This is a genomic window from Hymenobacter saemangeumensis (assembly GCF_039541835.1).
Lineage (GTDB): Bacteria > Bacteroidota > Bacteroidia > Cytophagales > Hymenobacteraceae > Hymenobacter > Hymenobacter saemangeumensis.
In genome coordinates this window covers 161,042-179,117 of sequence record NZ_BAABGZ010000082.1, presented here as the reverse complement: position 1 = coordinate 179,117, position 18,076 = coordinate 161,042, and the positions used below count along the sequence as shown (strand labels likewise).

Sequence of the window (18,076 nt, the reverse complement as noted above, 5' to 3'; positions counted from 1 at the left end):
TGAATAAGGAAGCGGTTAAGAGCGAGGTGGTGCCACGAATTCCGCGCAGCGGTTCGTGGTACCACTAAATGATAGAACGACACATCTAAGCTTGTTCTATCATTTAGTGGTACCACGACCAAAAAGTCGTGGCACCACAGGGTAGACCACCGTCGATTCTATTCGTACCGGGATAAAAAGCCGACAAAAACAATAAACCAAAAACCAACCATGGTCCTCGGCATCGGGATAGACATTATCGAAACTGCCCGTATCGCGGAGAAGCTGCAGCGCAGCCGCGGCCTGATGGAGAAGGTATTTTCACCCGCCGAAATCGAGTACTGCCAGCGCATGGCCGAGCCCATGCAGCACTTTGCGGGCCGCTTTGCCGCCAAGGAGGCATTGATTAAAGCCCTGGGCTTTGGCCTCACGGGCTACCTCGACCTGAAGGATGCCGCCATTGCCAACAACGAGCTGGGAGCGCCGTACTTCGTCTTCGCCGGGGAGATGAGCCGTATCATTCAGGAGCGGAGCGTGGGCCGCGTCCACGTTACCATCTCTCACATTCAGCTTGCCGCCTGTGCCGTCGTTGTCCTGGAAGCCTAATTCGAAGTCGCTGGAGTTTGCTTCCCCCGAAGAAATTGCCGACTACCAGCTGCCTGCCCTGCGGCGGCAGCTCGACTACCTGGCGGCTCACTCGCCCTTCTACCGCTCGCTGTTCGAGCAGCACGGCATCGACGTGGCCCGCATTACCACCCTTGTCGACCTGGCCCGGCTGCCGGTTACTACCAAAACCGACCTACAGCGCCGCAACTGGGACTTTCTGTGCGTGCCCCGCAGCCAGGTGGCTGAGTACTGCAGCACTTCCGGCACCCTGGGCCTGCCCGTCACCATCTGCCTCACCCGCGCCGACCTCGACCGGCTGTACTACAACGAGTTTCTCTCGTTTGCCTGCGCCGACGGCCGCCCCGACGACGTTTACCAGCTCATGCTCACCCTCGACCGGCAGTTTATGGCCGGGGTAGCGTACTACGGCGGCATCCTCAGGTCGGGCGCCAGCGCCATCCGCCTGGGGCCCGGCAACATCAAAAGCCAGCTCGATACCATTCTGCAGCTCCGGCCTACAGTGCTGGTGGGCGTACCCTCCTTTATCAGCACCCTGGTGGGCTACGCCCGCGAGGTGGGAATCGACCTGAACAGCACCTCAGTGCAGCGCATTATCTGCATTGGCGAAAGCATCCGCCGGGAAGGCTTTGAGCCTAATGCCCTGGCCGAAAAAATTACCGGCGCCTGGAATGTACAGCTGTACTCAACCTACGCCTCTACCGAAAAGCAAACCGCTTTCACCGAGTGCGGGCAGGGCCGGGGCGGCCATCACCAGCCCGAGCTGCTGCTGTTTGAAATTCTCGACGAGCAGGACCAGGTGCTGCCCGCCGGCCGGTTTGGCGAGCTTACCATCACCACCCTGGGTGTGGAAGGCATGCCCCTGCTGCGCTACAAAACCGGCGACATCTGCGCGTACTACGACGAGCCCTGCGCCTGCGGGCGTACCACGCGCCGGCTTAGCCCCATCGTGGGCCGCAAGCAGCAGCTCATCAAATACAAAGGCACTACGGTGTACCCCCAGGCCATTTTCAATGCGCTGAATACCCAGCCCGACGTGGCGGCCTACGTGGTGGAAGCCTTCACCTCCGACATGGGCACGGACGAGCTGAAAATCAGCCTGGCCCTGCACCAGCAGTCGGACGCAGTAGTGGGCAGCATCCGCCAAGCCTTACAGGCCAGTCTGCGGGTGCTGCCCACGCTGCAGGTGCTGCCGCTGGCCCAGGTGCTGGCCATGCAAAACAGCGAAAACAAGCGCAAGCCGTCGAGCTTTATAGACCAGCGACGGATTCCGCCTCCAGCTTAATAACCTTGGCCAGCGAAGTCAGGACCGTGTCGTGCCGGCGCACGAAGGGGTTGGCGGTATCCCAGACGTAGCCGGCCAGCACCGAGCAAATCTGGCGCTTGATTTCCGAGCTCTGGTTGGCCGAGAAAATAATATCCTGCAGCGAGCCGTCGTACCAGGCCATAACATAAGAGCGGAAGGTGTTCACCCCCTGCATGGTGGGCTCCACGTACTGCTGCTGCCAGTCGATGGCCTCGCCGGCCAGCTGCCGGCACACCAGCTGGGCCGCCTTCTGGCCCGAAGCCGTCGCCAGCGTCACGCCCGACGAGAAAATGGGGTCCAGGAACTCGGTCACGTTGCCGGTCAGCACAAAGCCGTCGCCATAAAAACGGTCGGTGGTTACCGACCAGCCTTCCAGCGTGCGGGGCTCGAAGATGAAAGCGCTGTCGCTGAAGCGCTGGGCCGTGTAGCCATTGGAGTTGATAATAGCCCGGAGCTTGTCGGCCGTAGAGCCGGGGAACTGGTCGAAGAAGGCCGGGTTGCCCACGAAGCCGACGGAAGTGTTGCCGTTGGAGAAGGGAATCACCCAGGCCCAGATGTCGGGTTGGTGGGCAATGATGGTAATGCGGTTGGGCTCGTCGAACAGGAAGCGGTTGGGGTCTTCAAAGTGCGCGAACACCGTCTTGCGCGAGGGCAGGTTGGAGGGCCGGTCGAGGTTGAACAGGCGCGGAATAACCCGGCCGTAGCCGCTGGCGTCGACAATAAAGCGGGCGTGGATTTCCTTGCTGCCGCCATCCGGGGTCGTCACGGTCGTAACCGAATCAGTGCCGTGAAAGGTGATGCCGGTAACTTCGGTTTCGAACTCCACCGGCACGCCCATGCGTGCCACCTCCTCGGCCAGCAACTGGTCGAAATCGGCACGCGGCACCTGCCAGGTCCAGTTCCAGCCCTCGGTGAACTTGTTGGAAAAGTCGAAGTCGGTTATCTGCTCGCCCTTGACAAACTTGGCCCCGAACTTCTGCTGGAAGCCTTTGCGCTCGAGGGCCGGAATAAAGCCGGCCTCGTCCAGGGCTTCCATGCAGCGCGGGAGCAGGCTTTCGCCAATCACAAAGCGCGGAAACTTTACTTTTTCTACGATTTTAACATTATAGCCGGCCTTGTTAATTATGGACGCGGCCACCGACCCGGAAGGGCCAGCCCCGATTACCAGCACATCGACAATTTCAATATTCATAGTTTAAGGATGGAATCGTTTTTTGCAAAAAGGTAGGAGCAGCGCTTAGAATCCCCGTTTACTCAGGGTACTAAAGTCAAAGATACTACCTTAAAATAGTATTAAACAACCCCCTCGCACACCTTTTTAAGGGCTTGCCCGCGCCCAGATGCCACTATTCTGCCGTGCTTTTTCCTGCCAGTACTCACTAGCCCGCGGCTGAGCTAAGCAAAGGAAGGGGCCGGAACAGCCTTTTCTTATCTTGCATTTTCTGGTGAACCCAGGCCGGCCACTCCGCCGGGTTCTCGGCTTCGTAGATGCGCACCGCCTGGCCCGGCTCCGGCTGCAGCAGCTCTTTCATGCTGCGGTTGAGAATGCGGGCGGCCGTTTGCACCCCGGAGTAGCTGGCGCCGGCCACGCCGTGCGAGAGTATGCTGGCGCCGCAGAGGTACAAATCGGCTATTTCGGCCTTGTTGCGGTAGGCGAAAGGCCCCGTTTGCCAGAAGTTCTTTTCCGTGCCGTACACATTGCCGCGGGTGGCCTGCACGTAGAACTCGTTGGTGAGGGGTGTGCCCAGCTCCTGCTGCACAATGTGCGCCCGCACCCCTGGCACTACCTTCTCCAGGCTGTTGAGCAGCTTCTCGGTGATGCGCGCCTTGTACCGCTCGTAGGCGGGGGAGCGGTAGCTGCCGCCGGCCTCAAACTCCTCAAAGGCCTTGTAGTCGATAAACGTCACCACTTCGATGCAGTGGTGGCGCCCATTGAAGCTGACGGGGTCTTTAATGGTAGTGCAGCTGATGAACAGCGCCGGAAACTCCTCCTCGCTCAGGATGTCGCTGGCTTTCATCTCCCCAAAAACCTGGTCCAGGTCGGGGTGCCGCAGCATCCAGATGTTGCCCGAGTCGAGGCCGGCCCCGCGCAGGTCCATGTCGACGGTCAGAAACAGCATGAGCGAGGTAACCGAATAGCTGGTTTTGCTCAGCTTGGTTTGCAGCTTGGGGCTGAGGTGCTCCGTGCCGACCAGCTGGTAGGTTTTGGCGGGGTCGGCATTGGAAAGCACCTGCCGGGCGTGCAGGATTTCGCCGCTGGCCAGCTCCACGCCGGCTGCGCGCTTGGCCTTGCCGCTGCCCTCCACCAAAATGCGGCGCACTTCGGCCCCGGTGCGCACCTCGCCCCCGTGCCGCTTGATGGCCGAAGTCATGGCCTTCACAATGGCTGCTCCGCCCCCGCTGGGGTAAAACCCGCCCTCGAGGTAGTGGCCCATCACGGCGCAGTGAAAGGGAAAGCTGGCCTGGGCCGGCGGCAGGCCGTGGTCGCCGCACTGCACGTTCAGCACGGCTTTCAGCAGCGGGTCCTGGATGTGCCAGTCAATCACCCGCTTCAGGCTGAACAGCCCGTACTTGCCCAGCTGCGCCGTCCGAAACGGAATGGTGAGGTTGTCCCAGAAGCCGCTCATCTTGGGAATGAGCTGCAGCTGCTCGTTCACGGTGCGCACCAGCTCCAGGTACTTTTTCAGCCCTTTCTGCTCGTGCGGAAAGCGGGCCGCCAGGCTCTGGTACAGCGCATCGAAGCCGGCGGGCAGATGAAACTTCTCGCCCCCAACCCAGCAGTGCTCATAAGCGGCCGGGTTCATGCGAAAAAACACCAGGTCGTTGGCAATGCCCAGGCTTTCGTAGAGGTTGCTGGTGGCGCTGCCTTTATCGAGCATGCCGATGTAATGCACCCCCGGGCTAAAGCGGTGGCCATTGAGGAAAAAGCTGTGGCACCAGCCGCCCGGCACATAATGCTGCTCAAGCACCAGTACTTTCTGGCCGGCGCGGGCCAGGCACACGGCAGCCGACAAGCCGCCCGCGCCCGAGCCTATAATAATTGTATCGATGGAGGCCATAGTACCTAATAATGGTCACGAGGTGGAGCTGCCTATGCCCCGGCCGGCCGGAAAGGAGCCCGTAGCTCAGGGGCATAGCGCGAATACGACCCAGGTAGAGTAGCCGGATTTACTTCTGCTAAGTAACTCAAGAATTAAGCTACCTGCCGCATACAGCCCCGTCTGCAAGTGGCGGCCCCGCCCTTGTGCTGTGCTTCCCGCCGTGGCACGGAGGCGAGAGCAGAATTTTTTTCAAACACTTGTTTAAACGAATAATGTACCTACATTTGTCGCATGAATTTTGAAGATGTCGTCCAGCAGCCCCGTTTTCATTCGCCCACTCAAAAGGCGATGCTCAACATTCTGTACACCTACCACTGGTATGTAGAGCACACCAAGCAGGTGTTTCACGACTTTGACCTGACCATGCAGCAGTTCAACGTGCTTCGCATTCTGCGGGGCCGCCACCCGGAGTGGGTAAGCATGAGCGCCGTGAAGGAGGTGATGCTCGACAAAAGCCCGGACCTGACCCGCCTTTGCGACCGCCTGCAGCTGCGCGGCTACCTCGAACGGGAAACCAACGCGGCCAACCGCCGGCAGGTACGGGCCCGCCTCACGCCCGCCGGCCTGGAGCTGCTGCGCCAGGTAGGGCCTAAAATCGGCGAAGCCGCCAAGGCCTGGTCTCACCTCAGCGACGAGGAAGCGCTGCAGCTCTCCCACCTGCTCGACAAAATGCGGGGCTAGCCGACCGGCCCGCCCCTTCCCTACTCCAGTCTTTCACCAACCAGCTCTTTCACCAACCTTTTTCCTTTTACTCATCATGAACACAACCCAACTTTCCTACGCTAAAATGCTGCGGGCCATCCCTATGGCTGCCGCCGCCGCTGCCCTCCTCAACGGTGTGCTTTACCTGATTGGTTACCAGTTTGGCCTGCTGAGCGACAGCGTGCGCGTACCCGGCCAGAACGAGCCGATTGGCCTGGTGCCGGTTGTGATGGCCTCCATCATGCCCATGCTGCTGGCAGGCGGGGCGCTGGCCTTGCTCAACCGCTTTACACGCCGCCCGCTGGCCATCTTCACCACGCTCTGCCTGGTGCTGCTTGTGCTCAGCTTTGCCAACCCCTTTGTGGCCATTCCCAACATCCCGCTGAGCATGGGCCTGTGGCTGAACCTGATGCACGTAGTAGTGGTGCTGTCGCTGCTGTACTTTGCCGGGCAAACGCAGCAAGCTGTTGTTCCTGCGCTGAGCTAACCGACGCTACGATTCTAGCGTCATGCCCGCATACGCGATGACGCCCTTCCTTCTGTCTCCGCCGGGGGTACTGCCCGCCCCGGGGCCTGCTGCTCCTGGTAGCAGCGGCCCTGGCTGCCCGTCGCCTTGCTCCCGTCCGGCAAGCGGCTTCTTGCCTGGTTGCCGGTAGGGCTACCGGACAACCCGACCGCCTGGCCCGTGAAACTGCCAACAGGCAGCTGTTTCGCCAGCCCATTGAGTAGCTCATGAACCGCCCCTACCCCAGCGCCATCGACCGTTACTTCGCCCCAGGCTATGTGCAGCACAACGCCGAAGTAGCCGTAATGGCGGCACTGGGGCTCCTGCCCACCCGGCCGCAGGACTGAGCCCGCCTTTCCAGCTTCTTTCCTTTCCACATGCCTATTCTCACCGCCTTACCCGATAACCTGGAATTCCCGGTGGAGCCCGGCGAAACCCTGCTCGACGCTACCCTGCGCCACGGCATTCCGCACGTGCACAGCTGCGGGGGCCACGCCCGCTGCTCTACCTGCCGGGTGCTGGTGCTCGACGGCCTGGAGCAGCTGCCCCCCCGCAATGCGCAGGAGCAGGAGCTGGCCGACCGCATTCGCCTCCCCCAAAGCATCCGCCTGGCCTGCCAGACCACCGCTACCGCCGATGTGCGCATCCGCCGGCCCGTGCTCGATGCGCTGGACGTGCAGCTGGCTACCCAGGAGCTTGCCCAGCCCGACCTGCGGCTGGGCGAGGAAAAGCGCCTGGCCATCCTTTTTTCCGACATCGAGGACTACACCTCCTTTGCCGAACGGCTGCCGGCCTACGACGTCATTCACGTGCTCAACCGCTACTTCGAAGTGATGGGCGGCGTGGTGAGGGCCCACCGCGGCCAAATCAGCGACTACATCGGCGATGGTCTGATGGTGGTGTTTGGCCTGGAGCAGCCCGATACGGCCGTGCTGGATGCCCTGGCTGCCGGCCGCGCCATGCAGCAGGCGGTGGAGCAGCTCAACCCCTACCTGGAGCAGATGTACGGCCGCCGCTTCCGCACCCGCATCGGCCTGCACTACGGCGAGGTAGTGGTGGGCCACATTGGCGTGCCGGGCTTCCGCAAACTGGCTACCATCGGCGACCCGGTTAACGTCGCGGCCCGCATCGAGTCGGCCAACAAGGAGTTCGGCACTTACTTTCTGGTTTCGCAGGCAGTAGTGGACGCGGCCGGCCCGGCCCTTACCGTTCGCCAGGGTTTTGTTACCCCGCTGAAAGGCAAAACCGGCCTGCACCGCCTCTACGAGGTAGGCCCCGGGTAAGCCGCCGCAGGGTCTGCCTCTTCACTGCACCTACAGGCTAGGCGCCCAGCGCGGAGTCCTCATCATCCTGCTTTTCTACTCCCTAGCAGATAGGCTGCCGTTCCCAGGAGTAAAAGCACCGTGGCCGCAGAATCGGCTATCATCACCTTTCTAAGCTCTGGCCCTATGCCATTGCCAATCAGCAGGTAGAGCAGAATGAAGGACAGCATGCTTACCAGGCCCGCAATGGTAGAAACCATATAGTACTGCTTCGACAGGGCTGAATAAATTATCATTCCGCCCACAATGCCAAACAGAACTGCGCGGTGCCGGAGCAACAGCTCGTGGTTTGCATCCGGCACCGCTATGCCATAGGCGCTGGAGATTCTAGCCGGAAGAAAAGCCAGGAACGAGGGAAGCAGGTTGATTACGCCTGCAATGAAAAGGGAAATCCTGTAAATGAGCTCCATACATCACTAGCTTTAGTATTTTACTTTTTTATTTAATATTGCTTGCCTGCAATGCCTAACGCTAGCAATAATCGCAAGTTATACAGGCAGGACGTCTGCCTGTGGTTGCGCCACCTATTTCCCGCAGTGTGCGCAGTGGAAATGGCTGTGAACCGCAGTATTGTTTTATAACTCCTTTGAATGTTCACTGCGGGAAAACTGAACCCACCACGCTGCATAAGCCCCGGCAAAACAACCGCTCTTTCTTTACTCGGCTGCGGGAGCTGATGCCTGCAGCAGGTCTCTAGCGGGCGCACCCTTTTAGAAGGTATTAAAAGTGGAGAGTTAAAAGGTAAAACTCACCTGACCTGTTTTTTAACTTTTAACTCTCCACTTTCAACTGAATCCACTGCCTGCCACCGGCATTGCTACTTTATCGACCCATCTTACTTACCAGGCCCCGCCTCGCTTGAGCGGCCTCCTGCTACTCGCAGATGATGAACAAACTGTTCGGCTTTGCTTACTCCTGGCACAGGTCCGGCACCCTGAGAGGGCTGCAACCCCTCATTCTCCTGCGCCCGCACGCCGCCTGGCTTACGGCCCTGCTGCTGATGGCCTGCCCCACGCCCCGGGTGGGTGCGCAACCTATAGTGGCGGTGCCGCCGCCGCCGGTGGTGTTTGCCATCGGCGGCACTGGCCTGGCCCCTCCCGGCCAGGCGACGGCGGTGCTGGCTCCGCTGCTGGCGCAAGCCCGGGCAGCTGGCCCCCGCAGCGTGCTGCTCGTACTCGGCGACCAGCTGAGCACACTAGGGATGCCGGCCGAGCACGAGCGCGGGCGCGCAGCCGCTGAGCAGGCGCTGCAGCCGCTGCTGGCTGCCATGCGCGACTTTCCCGGCCAGGTGGTGTGCCTGCCCGGCGAGGCCGAATGGCACGGGGGCGGCGCCCGCGGCTGGGAGCGGGTGCGCGCCTTGCAAGCCTACCTCGGCGCGCAGCTTGGGCGCGACAACGTGCTGCTGCCCGGCGGCGGTTGCCCGGGCCCCGTGGAAATTGCGCTCGACTCGACGCACACGCTGGTGGTGCTCGATACGCAATGGTGGCTGCACGCCTGGGACAAGCCCGGGGAAGCGTCCGACTGCGAAACGAAAGACCCCGCCGCCGTGGTGGTGCAGCTCGACGACATCCTGGCTCGTAACCAGGGCAAGCACCTGCTGGTGGCCGGCCACCACCCCCTGTACAGCGCGGGCTACAGCGTGGCCAAAGCAGCCCTGCCCAACCCCCGCAACCGGCTGCTGCGCAAATCGCTGCTGGCCGTGCTCGACCGCTACCCCAACTTAACCTACCTCGGCGGCCATGAGCCCAGCCTGCAGTACCTGGAGCCCCGCCCTGGCCTGCACTACGTGGTGAGCGGCGCTGCCGCAACGGGCGGCGGGCGCAGGCCCCGGCAGTACGCCACCTTTGCGGCCCGCATGCCGGGCTTCGCCCGCCTCGACTACCGCCCCGCCGACAGCGTGCGTCTGACTCTGCACGCCGCCACCGGGCAGGTTCTTTTCCGCCGCGAGTGGGCCGAGCCAACGGCAGTCGGCCAGCTACCAGCGCCCTCCACTCCCATCAGCCCGGACAGCACCGCGCTGGTGCGGGCCGGCAAGCAGTACCAGGCGGGCAAGTTCAAAGCCTGGCTTATGGGCCAGAACTACCGGGCCGAGTGGGCCCAGCCCGTGCGGGTGCCGGTGCTGAACCTGGGCACGGCCCACGGCGGGCTTACCCCGCTCAAACGCGGCGGCGGCCTGCAAACAAAGTCGCTGCGCCTGCGCGGCGGCGATGGCCGGGAGTACGTGCTCCGCTCCGTGGGCAAGGACGTGGACAAAGCCGTGCCCTGGTTTTTGCGCCAGACCCTGGCAGCCGACGTCGTGCAGGACCAGATTTCGGCTTCTCACCCCTACGCAGCGCTGACGGTGCCCCTGCTGGCCGAGGCTGCCGCCGTGCCCCACACCCAACCCCGGATTGTGCTGGTTCCTGACGACCCGCGCCTGGGCCCCTACCGCCGCGCATTTGCCGGTACCCTGGCCGTGTTTGAGGCCCGCGACCCCGCCCCGCCCCGCAGCTACGGCGGCCAGCCGCAGGCCAAGGCCTACAGCACCCTGGATGTGGTGCAGCAGGTGCAGGGCAACCCCCAGCACCGCGTAGACCAGCGCCAGGTGCTGCGGGCCCGCCTGCTGGACATGGTGCTGGCCGACTGGGACCGGCACGACGACCAGTGGCGCTGGCTGGCGTATCCGCGTCCGGGCGGGGGACGCCTGTTCCGGGCCGCGCCCCGCGACCGCGACCAGGCCTATTTTGTAAACCAGGGCCTAATACCCCGGCAGGCCTCGGCGGAAGCGCTGCTGCCTAAGTTTCAGGGCTTCGACTACGACTTCCGCAACGTCAACTCCTTTAACTTCAACGGCCGCTACTTCGACCGCAGCTTTCTCACCGGCCTGAGCGAAGCCGACTGGCTGGCCATTGCCGACTCGGTGCAGGCCAGCCTCACGGATGCCGTGCTCGAACAGGCCCTGCACCAGCTGCCCGACACGGTATTTCGGCTGTCGGGCCCCACCATACTGGCCAAGCTGCGCGCCCACCGCGACCAGCTGCCCCGCTGGGCCGGGCAGTACTACCGCTTTCTGGCCCGGGAGGTAGACGTAGTAGGCACCAAACGGGCCGAGGTATTTGAAGTCGAGCGCCAGGACGACAGCCATACCCTGGTAAAAGTGTGGGCCCGCCAGAAAAAAAGCCAGCCCGATGAGCTCCTCTACCAGCGCACCTTCCGGACGGGCGAAACCAAGGAAATCCGCCTGTTTGGCCTGGGTGGCAACGACCTGTTTCGGCTGCGTGGGCAGGTGGGCCGGGGGCCGGCAGTACGCCTCATTGGCGGAGAAGGTGCCGACAGCGTGCAGGATGCCTCGCGGGTGCGCTTTGGCCCCCGCAAAACGCTGGTGTACGACGAGCCCCAGGGCATTGCAATAGCAAGTGGGCCCGAAACCCGCAACCTCACCTCCCCCGCCGCCGACGTCAACACCTACGACCGGCAGGCCTTCCAATACAACTACACCGGCCTGCTCTACCCCCTGGCCTTCAATTCCGATGACGGCTTATTTATCGGCTTGGGCATGCTGTGGCGGCGGCCGGGCTTCCGCAAGCAGCCCTGGGCCACCACCCAGCGCCTGACCGGCAATGTGGCCCTGGCAACGGGCGCTTTCAACTTCACCTACGCCGGCCATTTCACCCGCCTGCTCGGTCCTTACGACCTGCAGGTCGCGGCGGAAGCGCAGGCCCCGAACTACGTGCGCAACTTCTTTGGCCTGGGAAATGAGACCGACTTCGACCAGGAACGGGGCATCTCCTATTACCGCGCGCGCTTCCGCAACTTCGAAGTGAGTGCCCGGCTGCAGCGCCGGTTGGGCACGCGCTGGTCGCTGGCCGCGGGCCCCGTGTACCAGGCGGTGAACGTGGAAAACACCCCCGGCCGCTTTCTGGCCGGGCAGCGCGATGAGCGCCTACGCCCGGAAGCGCTTTTCAGCATCAAGCAATACGGCGGGGGCACGCTGGGGCTGAGCTATAACCAGCGCAGCGGCCCGCTGCTGCTGCCGCAGGGCCTGGCCTGGCAGAGCCAGCTGCTGGTTCTGGGCGCCACGGCCAGCACGGCCCGGCCCCTTACCCAGCTCACAACGGAGCTGGCCCTCTACCGCAGCCTGCTGTTTCCGGTGCAGCTCACCCTGGCCACCCGCTTCGGCGGTACGGCCACGCTCAGCCGCGATTACGAGTTTTTTCAGGCGGCCACCCTCGATGGCTTAAGCACCCTGCGCGGCTACCGCCGCACGCGCTTTGCCGGCCGGCACAGTGCCTACAACAACACCGAGTTGCGCCTGCAGGCCGGCACCTTCCGCAGCTACCTCTTCACGGGGCGCTATGGGGTGCTGGCCTTTCATGACGTAGGCCGGGTGTGGGTGTCCGGCGAAAGCTCCTCCACCTGGCACCGCGGCTACGGCGGCGGGGTGTGGCTGGCCCCGTTTCAGCAGTTGGTAATAGCCGCCATGTATGGGGCTTCCCGCGAGGGCAGCCTGCCGCTGGTGCGCCTGGGGTTTTTCTTTTAACTAGTCGGGTTGATAGTTATTGATTGTTAGTTGTTAGTTGATAGTTGTTAGTTGTCAGGTCGTTCTAACAACTGACAACTAACAACTAACAACTGACAACTAACAACCGACAACTATCAACTGACAACTCAAAGCCCTGCCCATTCAGTTGCCGGAAGTAGCTTAGCTGGCCAGCTGATTGTACGATGAGCCTGGTTCCTCCCTTCTAGCCAAAGGCCCTCGGCGACCAGCTCCAGGCCATGCTGCGCTTGCCAGAAGCGGATTGTATCCCTTGTGCACCCTGCTGCGGCCGCGCCAGCTGGCCCGCAAGGGGCTGCTGCGCGAAGGCGAGGTGTGCCGGGCGGCGGCGTACATCGAAAGTGGCGCCCTGCGCTACTTCTACCACGCGCAGGGCGAAGAGCACACCGGGCAGTTTTTCTTCGAAGGTGACTGGTACGCCGATTACGACAGCTTTCTCGACCAGCAGCCTTCGTCTCAGCACATGCAGGCGCTGGAGCCCACCCGGCTGTAGTTGTTGCCCCGCGAGTCCCTCCCCTCTTTACGACGAGCGGCCCGTATTCGAGCGGTGCGGCCGGCTCATGGCCGAGCCGGCCTACCGCGGCAGCCGGGCTCGCAGTGCCTCCCTGCTCAACCAAAGACCGGCCGGGTGCTACGCCGAGCTGTTGCGTAGCCGGCCTACGTTGGGCAGCGCGCGTCGCAGCGGCTCATTGCCACCTACCTCGGCATCAAGGCCGAAAGTTAGTTGAACTTCCTGTAAGCAGTTGGCTCGCAAGGCCCGGAAACATTCCGGCCTCCTGCCCAGGAATAGGCAAAATTACCGATGTGCGGGCTTAGGCAAATCGGGATATTTGCACAGAACTAGTGGCCGCTATTTCCCAACTGCTCCTGAACCAGCATTTTACGTAGCGCGTGCGTGCTGCCAGCGGGAGCTTACTCCAGTGTACCGCCCCGTGGCACTTCACCAAGCACGGGCACCACCAATCTTTAATAACCAGTAACATGAGCTACCCACTTGTTCACATCTCTAATTCAACCGCCTACGCTGCTTCGGGCAAGGTTTACTACGCCAGTGCCTTCTGCAGCGACGACGATTATTCCGTAGCCGCCAACGGCGGCACCTGGACGGCCAACAGCCGGGGCGTATGCCTCGTTACGGAGGTTTCGGCCACGGTGTATGTAAACGGCCAGCCTGTCGGCGCCAGCCCCTACACGTCGTCGGGTACTTCCTACAGCCAGTTTGCCATCATCCAAACCAGCCCCGGCAGCTTTGCCGTAACCCGCGTCACAACGGAAGTAGAAAAAGTAGACGTCGGAGAGCTGCAGCCCGAGCCCGTCGAAATGCAGAAGTAGCCAGGACTAAGGCGCCGACGTATCCTACACCTCAGCACAACAGTCAAAAAGCCCCGTCAGACGACGGGGCTTTTTTTGTTCCCACTGTTCATGCAAAAACAAAAAAGCCTCTCAGAATAAACTGAGAGGCTTTTGTGATTCCGCTGGGATTCGAACCCAGGACCCGTACATTAAAAGTGTACTGCTCTACCAGCTGAGCTACAGAATCGGTACCTTGCACTTCAAAACAGCGTTACCGTTTTTGTGGGCACAAAAGTACTACGACCTCCCGGAATACACAATCTTGAAGCAAAAAAAAGTCTCACATTTTCGCTGGCTGGCCGTGCTGCTGAGCTTAACCCTACTGCCTTTCTGCAGTTTGGCTTCGAGTGGCGACGAAATATTTTTTTCATCGCACAGCCCGAGAGCCGCCAGCAAACACCTTAAGCAAGCCGATTCCCTGTTTGAGCTGGGGCAGTACGCCGCCGCCGCTCCGCTGTACCGGCAGCAGGTGTGGCGCAACCGGCAGGCCTCGCCTCAGCTGCTGCTGCGCATGGCTTTTGCCCAGCAGCAGCTCGGCCACTACCAGGCCGCCCTGCTGTACCTGAGCCTGGCCCAGGTTCGGGAGCCGCGGCTGCGCACCTGGCGGCAGCTGGCCGCGCTGGCCAACCAGTACCGCCTGGTGGGCTACCCCAGCACCTGGCAGCAGGAGCTGCGGGTGCAGGCCCACCGCTACTACTACACCGGCCTGCAGGGCCTGCTGGCCGGGGCTATGATTGGAGCCGTGTGGCTGCTGCTGCGCCGGCAACGCCTGGCCCGGGGCTGGTGGCTGGGCTATGCGGGCTACCTGCTGCTGTGCGGGGCCTACCTCCACCTGCTGCGGCCCACTGCGGCGGGCCTGGTGGCCCGGCCGGGGGCGGCGGTGATGGATGGCCCGGGAGCGGGCGCCAACTGGCTAGGCACGGCAGCCGTAGGCGACCGGCTCTCGGTGCTGGGCACGCAGGATATCTGGTACCGGGTGAAATGGCAGCAGCACGTGGCCTTTATCCGGCAGGCCGACCTGCTGGTAGTGGAGTAGCCACGCCTTTTGGCGGAGGCCTCACGGCGGATTAACACTGTGCAGGCCTTGCTTTACTGGCCCGGGGCGGCAATTGCGCGGGGCCGGGTATTGGGCATGCCCGTGCCAGGGGTACTTTTGTGCCCATGTCGTCCGCTCTTGTTCTCTCCGGCTTATTTCTGTACCCCGTTAAATCCCTGGGTGGCTTTGCCCTGACCGACGCCGAGGTCACCCCGCGCGGGCTGCGCCACGACCGCCGCTGGCTGATTGTGGACGAGCGCAACCGCTTCATGACCCAGCGCCAGCACGCCGACATGGCCCTGCTGCAGGTAGCCCCGGCCTACAACGGCTTTCTGCTCAGCCACCGCCAGCGGCCTGAGCTGCTGCCCCTGTTCATTCCCTTCGAAGCCACACCCGAGCGTACCCTGTTCGTCACCATCTGGGACGACGTGGTGTGGGCCTGGCGCGGCACCCCCGAAGCCGATGCCTGGATAAGCGAAGCTCTGGGCCGCCCCTGCTGCCTGGTGTACATGTCGGACATGGTGCGCCGCGAAGTAGAGCCCGAGCTTAACCCCGAAGGCCAGCTGCTCAGCTTTGCCGATGGCTACCCTTTCCTGTTAATCGGCGAGAGTGCGCTGGCTGAGCTGAACAGCCGGCTGCCCTCCCCCGTGCCCATGAACCGCTTCCGCCCCAACCTGGTGTTTGGCGGAGGGGCGGCCTACGACGACGACAGCTGGGACAGCATCCGGATTGGGGAGCTGCCCTTCCGCGTGGTGCGCGGCTGCGGCCGCTGTGTGCTCACGACCATTGACCAGCAGACGGCCATAAAAAACAGCAATGGCGAGCCCCTGCGCACCCTGGCCACCTACCGCAAAGCCGATGGCAACGCCCTGTTCGGCCAGAATGTAACCGGCCCCGGCTACGGCCACCTGCGCGTTGGCGACTCCCTTCACGTGCTGAGCCGCAAGTAGCCGGGCCTGTTCCATCGCTTGGCGCTGCCATTTAGTAATTGCCCTCAATGCGTCCGTCCGCTGCCACGCTGCGCCTGATAGTTCTGTGGAGCCTGAGCGAGGCCTTGCTCGGTGGGGTACTGCACGCTTTCAAGCTTCCCCTTACCGGCTTGCTGGTGGGCGGCGCCTCCATTGTGCTGATTCACGTGCTGGGTGAGGAAGCCGCCCGCCGGGGCGCCGTGCTGCGCGGCCTGCTGGTGGTGCTCAGCATCAAGGCCCTGCTAAGCCCGCAGAGCCCCCCTACTGCTTACCTGGCCGTGGCTTTTCAGGGCGTGCTGGGCGAGCTGCTGAGCTGGCCCCGGGCGGCTCCCCGGCTGCGGGGCATGCTGCTGGGCGGGCTCACCATGCTGGAATCGGCCGGGCAGCAGGTGCTGGTGCTCTGGCTGCTGATGGGTAAGTCCCCCGCCGTGGCCTTCAACGCCTTCGTTGATAAGCTCCTGGGCACCTCCCAGGCCGACTATGCCCTGCTGCTGGTGGGCCTGTGGCTGGGCGGGCACGCCCTGGCCGGCCTGGCGCTGGGCTGGTGGGCCGGCGGCCTGCACCAGCGGCTGCCCACCCTGGCTCAGCTGCGCCCCGAGCTGCTGCTGCCCCAGCCCGGCCCCGTGGCAGCAAGCCTGGCTGAACCGCCCTTGCCGGCAACGGCGGTTCCGCGCCGGCGCAGGTGGCGCCCCGGCAGCGTGCTGATGGCCGCCTGGGCACTCCTTGCCCTGGTGTGGCTCGGCAGCCAGGCCGGGTGGTGGAGTGCGGGCCCACTCGGGGAGAAAGGCCTGGCCGGGCTGCTGCTGCGCTCGGCTCTGATTTACGGGGCCTGGGCCCTGCTGCTGGCCCCGCTGCTGCTGCGCATCATTCGGCGCTGGCTTACCGGTGCGCAGCACGGGCGCTGGGCCAGCGACCTGGAAGCTGCCCTGGAGCTGCTGCCGGCCACGCGGCGGCTGGTGCAGGCCTGCTGGCAGCTCACGGCCCGGCACCAGGGCCTGGCCCGGCTGCGCCTGATGACGCAGGCCCTGGCCCTGAATACCCTGCTGCCAGTACCGGCCGGCCCCGGCCCGGCCTCCGCTCCGCTGCCCTGATGCCCGCCATTTACTTACTTACCGGCCCCATCCGCAGCGGCAAAACCACCCGGCTGATGGCCTGGGCCCGCGCTACCCCAGGCGCTGCCGGTCTGCTCATGCCCGACGGTCCGCAGGGGCGCATGTTTCACGACCTGGAGACCGGCTTTGCCTGGCCGGCAGCGGCCCGACTGGGCGAAGCGAGGCCATTGACCATTGGCCGGTTCCAGTTTTCCCGGGCGGCTTTTGAATGGGCCAACGCCAGCCTGCGGGGCGCTGCCGCCCGGCCCGGCACCCGCTGGCTGGTGCTCGATGAGCTGGGCCCGCTGGAGCTGCGCGGCGAAGGCCTGGCCCCGGCGCTGCAATCCATACTGGCGCAGCCGGCGCGGCCCTTCCACCTGGTGCTGGTAATCCGCGCCAGCCTGGTTGGGCAGGTTACGGCGGCCTTCAACCTCTCGCGTTGGCCGCTGCGGCCCTTTCATCCGTAAGCCGGGCTGTTTACTCCTGCTCTATGGACCTTGCTTATCTGCTGCAGTTTCTGCGTGAGCTGGCAGCCAACAACACCACGGCCTGGATGGCCGAACACCGCCCCGAATACCAGCAGGCCCGCGCGGCCTTCACGGAGCTGATTAGCCGGGTTCTCGCCGGCGCCCCGGCCGCCGATGCCGAGCTGGCGGGCTTAAGGCCCGCGGATGTGATGTTTCGGCTGCATAAAAACGACCGGGGGCAGCGCGACCCGGAGCCCTACAAGCGCCGCATGGGGGCCGGCCTGAAGCGCGGCGGCCGCCACGCGCCCCGGGCCGGCTACTACGTGGGCATTCAGCCCGGCGGGCAGAGCCGGCTCTGGGCCGGCATCTTCCACCCCGATACGGCCATGCTCGGGCGCATCCGCCAGGAGATTCACTACAACAGCCCCGGCTTTCACCAAATCCTGCAGGCGCCTGCGCTGCTGCGGCATTTTCCGGCTGGCCTCGACCTGAGCGTGGCCCAGCTGAGCCGGCCGCCGCGGGGCTACGCCGCAACCGACCCCGATTTGCCCTGGCTGAAGCTAAAGGAGTACGGCGTGAGCCGCTACTTCACCGATGAGCAGGTACTAGCGCCCGGCTTTGTAGCGGAGGTAATTGCCGGAATGACCGCCGCCCGGCCCCTGGTACGCTTTCTCAACGAGGCGCTGACGAATGGGGAGTAGGCGTGCCCGCTTTTGTTATGGCGAAGCAAGGCCAATTTAGCCTGCTCACAGGTTCCTGCCTGTTTTTATACTTCTCGCGACGTGCTCTACGAAAGCTAAACGAAGTAGAGACGCAACATTTTGCGTCTGCGGGACTGCGCCATTAAAGCCGGGACTGCGCTGTTCGCACGTTCTGCCGTTGTCGTTCAACGACGAGACGCAAAATATTGCGTCTCTACATCCGTCAGACGATTCCGCAAGGCGCTTTGGGACGAGTATAACTCTGTTTAGGAGGCTTCAAAACTCTCTCTTTACTGTTATGCTGAGCGCAGCGAAACATCTCTGCCACGAGAGTAACCCCAATTACAGCGGATTTCAGTTTTTGTATGGGTCAACCCTGTGCCT

The 18,076-nt window shown here is 63.2% G+C and carries 16 protein-coding genes and 1 tRNA gene; 13 read left to right on the top strand and 4 right to left on the bottom strand.

What is annotated here, in order from left to right; all coding sequences use genetic code 11:
- The first annotated feature begins 210 nt into the window (after nucleotides 1-210).
- Nucleotides 211-585, top strand: a complete 375-nt coding sequence (gene acpS, locus ABD919_RS23495; RefSeq protein ID WP_345238540.1) for a holo-ACP synthase — start codon at nucleotides 211-213, stop codon at nucleotides 583-585.
- Nucleotides 560-1,888, top strand: a complete 1,329-nt coding sequence (flxY, locus tag ABD919_RS23490; RefSeq protein ID WP_345238539.1) for a flexirubin biosynthesis putative acyl-CoA ligase FlxY — start codon at nucleotides 560-562, stop codon at nucleotides 1,886-1,888. Before acpS ends, flxY begins: the two co-directional genes overlap by 26 nt.
- Here the strand turns inward: flxY and ABD919_RS23485 are convergent.
- Nucleotides 1,854-3,101: an NAD(P)/FAD-dependent oxidoreductase gene (locus ABD919_RS23485; RefSeq protein WP_345238538.1), complete on the bottom strand. Its 1,248-nt coding sequence runs from the start codon at nucleotides 3,099-3,101 to the stop codon at nucleotides 1,854-1,856. The genes flxY and ABD919_RS23485 overlap by 35 nt on opposite strands.
- A 187-nt stretch (nucleotides 3,102-3,288) precedes the next feature.
- Nucleotides 3,289-4,968, bottom strand: a complete 1,680-nt coding sequence (locus ABD919_RS23480) for a phytoene desaturase family protein (protein WP_345238537.1) — start codon at nucleotides 4,966-4,968, stop codon at nucleotides 3,289-3,291.
- A 273-nt stretch (nucleotides 4,969-5,241) separates the two neighbouring features.
- Between ABD919_RS23480 and ABD919_RS23475 the strand changes: the two genes are divergently transcribed.
- The 3 genes from ABD919_RS23475 (at nucleotide 5,242) to ABD919_RS23465 (ending at nucleotide 7,500) form a co-directional block, all read left to right on the top strand.
- Nucleotides 5,242-5,691, top strand: coding sequence for a MarR family winged helix-turn-helix transcriptional regulator (locus ABD919_RS23475; protein ID WP_345238536.1), 450 nt, complete (start codon nucleotides 5,242-5,244; stop codon nucleotides 5,689-5,691).
- 76 nt (nucleotides 5,692-5,767) lie between these two features.
- Nucleotides 5,768-6,199, top strand: a complete 432-nt coding sequence (locus tag ABD919_RS23470) for a DUF6069 family protein (protein WP_345238535.1) — start codon at nucleotides 5,768-5,770, stop codon at nucleotides 6,197-6,199.
- 395 nt (nucleotides 6,200-6,594) lie between these two features.
- Entirely contained in the window at nucleotides 6,595-7,500 is a 906-nt protein-coding gene (locus ABD919_RS23465; RefSeq protein WP_345238534.1) for an adenylate/guanylate cyclase domain-containing protein, read from the top strand.
- Nucleotides 7,501-7,562: 62 nt separating this feature from the next.
- On the opposite strand, the gene ABD919_RS23460 is transcribed toward ABD919_RS23465, so the two are convergent.
- Nucleotides 7,563-7,949 carry a hypothetical protein gene (locus tag ABD919_RS23460; RefSeq protein WP_345238533.1) on the bottom strand — a complete coding sequence of 129 codons (387 nt, stop codon included), beginning with the start codon at nucleotides 7,947-7,949 and terminating at the stop codon, nucleotides 7,563-7,565.
- A gap of 473 nt (nucleotides 7,950-8,422) precedes the next feature.
- Between ABD919_RS23460 and ABD919_RS23455 the strand changes: the two genes are divergently transcribed.
- From ABD919_RS23455 to ABD919_RS23445, 3 genes are all read left to right on the top strand, one after another.
- Nucleotides 8,423-12,058, top strand: a complete 3,636-nt coding sequence (locus tag ABD919_RS23455; protein WP_345238532.1) for a bifunctional metallophosphoesterase/BamA family protein — start codon at nucleotides 8,423-8,425, stop codon at nucleotides 12,056-12,058.
- 262 nt (nucleotides 12,059-12,320) lie between these two features.
- On the top strand, nucleotides 12,321-12,569 hold the full coding sequence (locus tag ABD919_RS23450; protein WP_345238531.1) for a Crp/Fnr family transcriptional regulator: 249 nt from the start codon (nucleotides 12,321-12,323) through the stop codon (nucleotides 12,567-12,569).
- Nucleotides 12,570-13,057: 488 nt separating this feature from the next.
- Nucleotides 13,058-13,408: a hypothetical protein gene (locus ABD919_RS23445; RefSeq protein WP_345238530.1), complete on the top strand. Its 351-nt coding sequence runs from the start codon at nucleotides 13,058-13,060 to the stop codon at nucleotides 13,406-13,408.
- A gap of 135 nt (nucleotides 13,409-13,543) precedes the next feature.
- Here ABD919_RS23445 and ABD919_RS23440 read toward each other — a convergent pair.
- A tRNA-Lys gene (locus ABD919_RS23440) sits at nucleotides 13,544-13,616 on the bottom strand.
- A 150-nt stretch (nucleotides 13,617-13,766) separates the two neighbouring features.
- Between ABD919_RS23440 and ABD919_RS23435 the strand changes: the two genes are divergently transcribed.
- The 5 genes from ABD919_RS23435 (at nucleotide 13,767) to ABD919_RS23415 (ending at nucleotide 17,692) form a co-directional block, all read left to right on the top strand.
- Entirely contained in the window at nucleotides 13,767-14,465 is a 699-nt protein-coding gene (locus ABD919_RS23435; RefSeq protein WP_345238529.1) for a hypothetical protein, read from the top strand.
- 125 nt (nucleotides 14,466-14,590) lie between these two features.
- Entirely contained in the window at nucleotides 14,591-15,415 is an 825-nt protein-coding gene (locus ABD919_RS23430) for an MOSC domain-containing protein (RefSeq protein WP_345238528.1), read from the top strand.
- 47 nt (nucleotides 15,416-15,462) lie between these two features.
- Nucleotides 15,463-16,524 (top strand): hypothetical protein, encoded by a 1,062-nt coding sequence (locus ABD919_RS23425; RefSeq protein WP_345238527.1) that lies wholly within the window; start codon nucleotides 15,463-15,465, stop codon nucleotides 16,522-16,524.
- A complete protein-coding gene (locus ABD919_RS23420; protein ID WP_345238526.1) occupies nucleotides 16,524-16,991 on the top strand; it encodes a hypothetical protein in 468 nt (155 codons plus the stop codon). Before ABD919_RS23425 ends, ABD919_RS23420 begins: the two co-directional genes overlap by 1 nt.
- 23 nt (nucleotides 16,992-17,014) lie before the next feature.
- A complete protein-coding gene (locus ABD919_RS23415; protein WP_345238525.1) occupies nucleotides 17,015-17,692 on the top strand; it encodes a DUF2461 domain-containing protein in 678 nt (225 codons plus the stop codon).
- Nucleotides 17,693-18,076 lie beyond the last annotated feature (384 nt).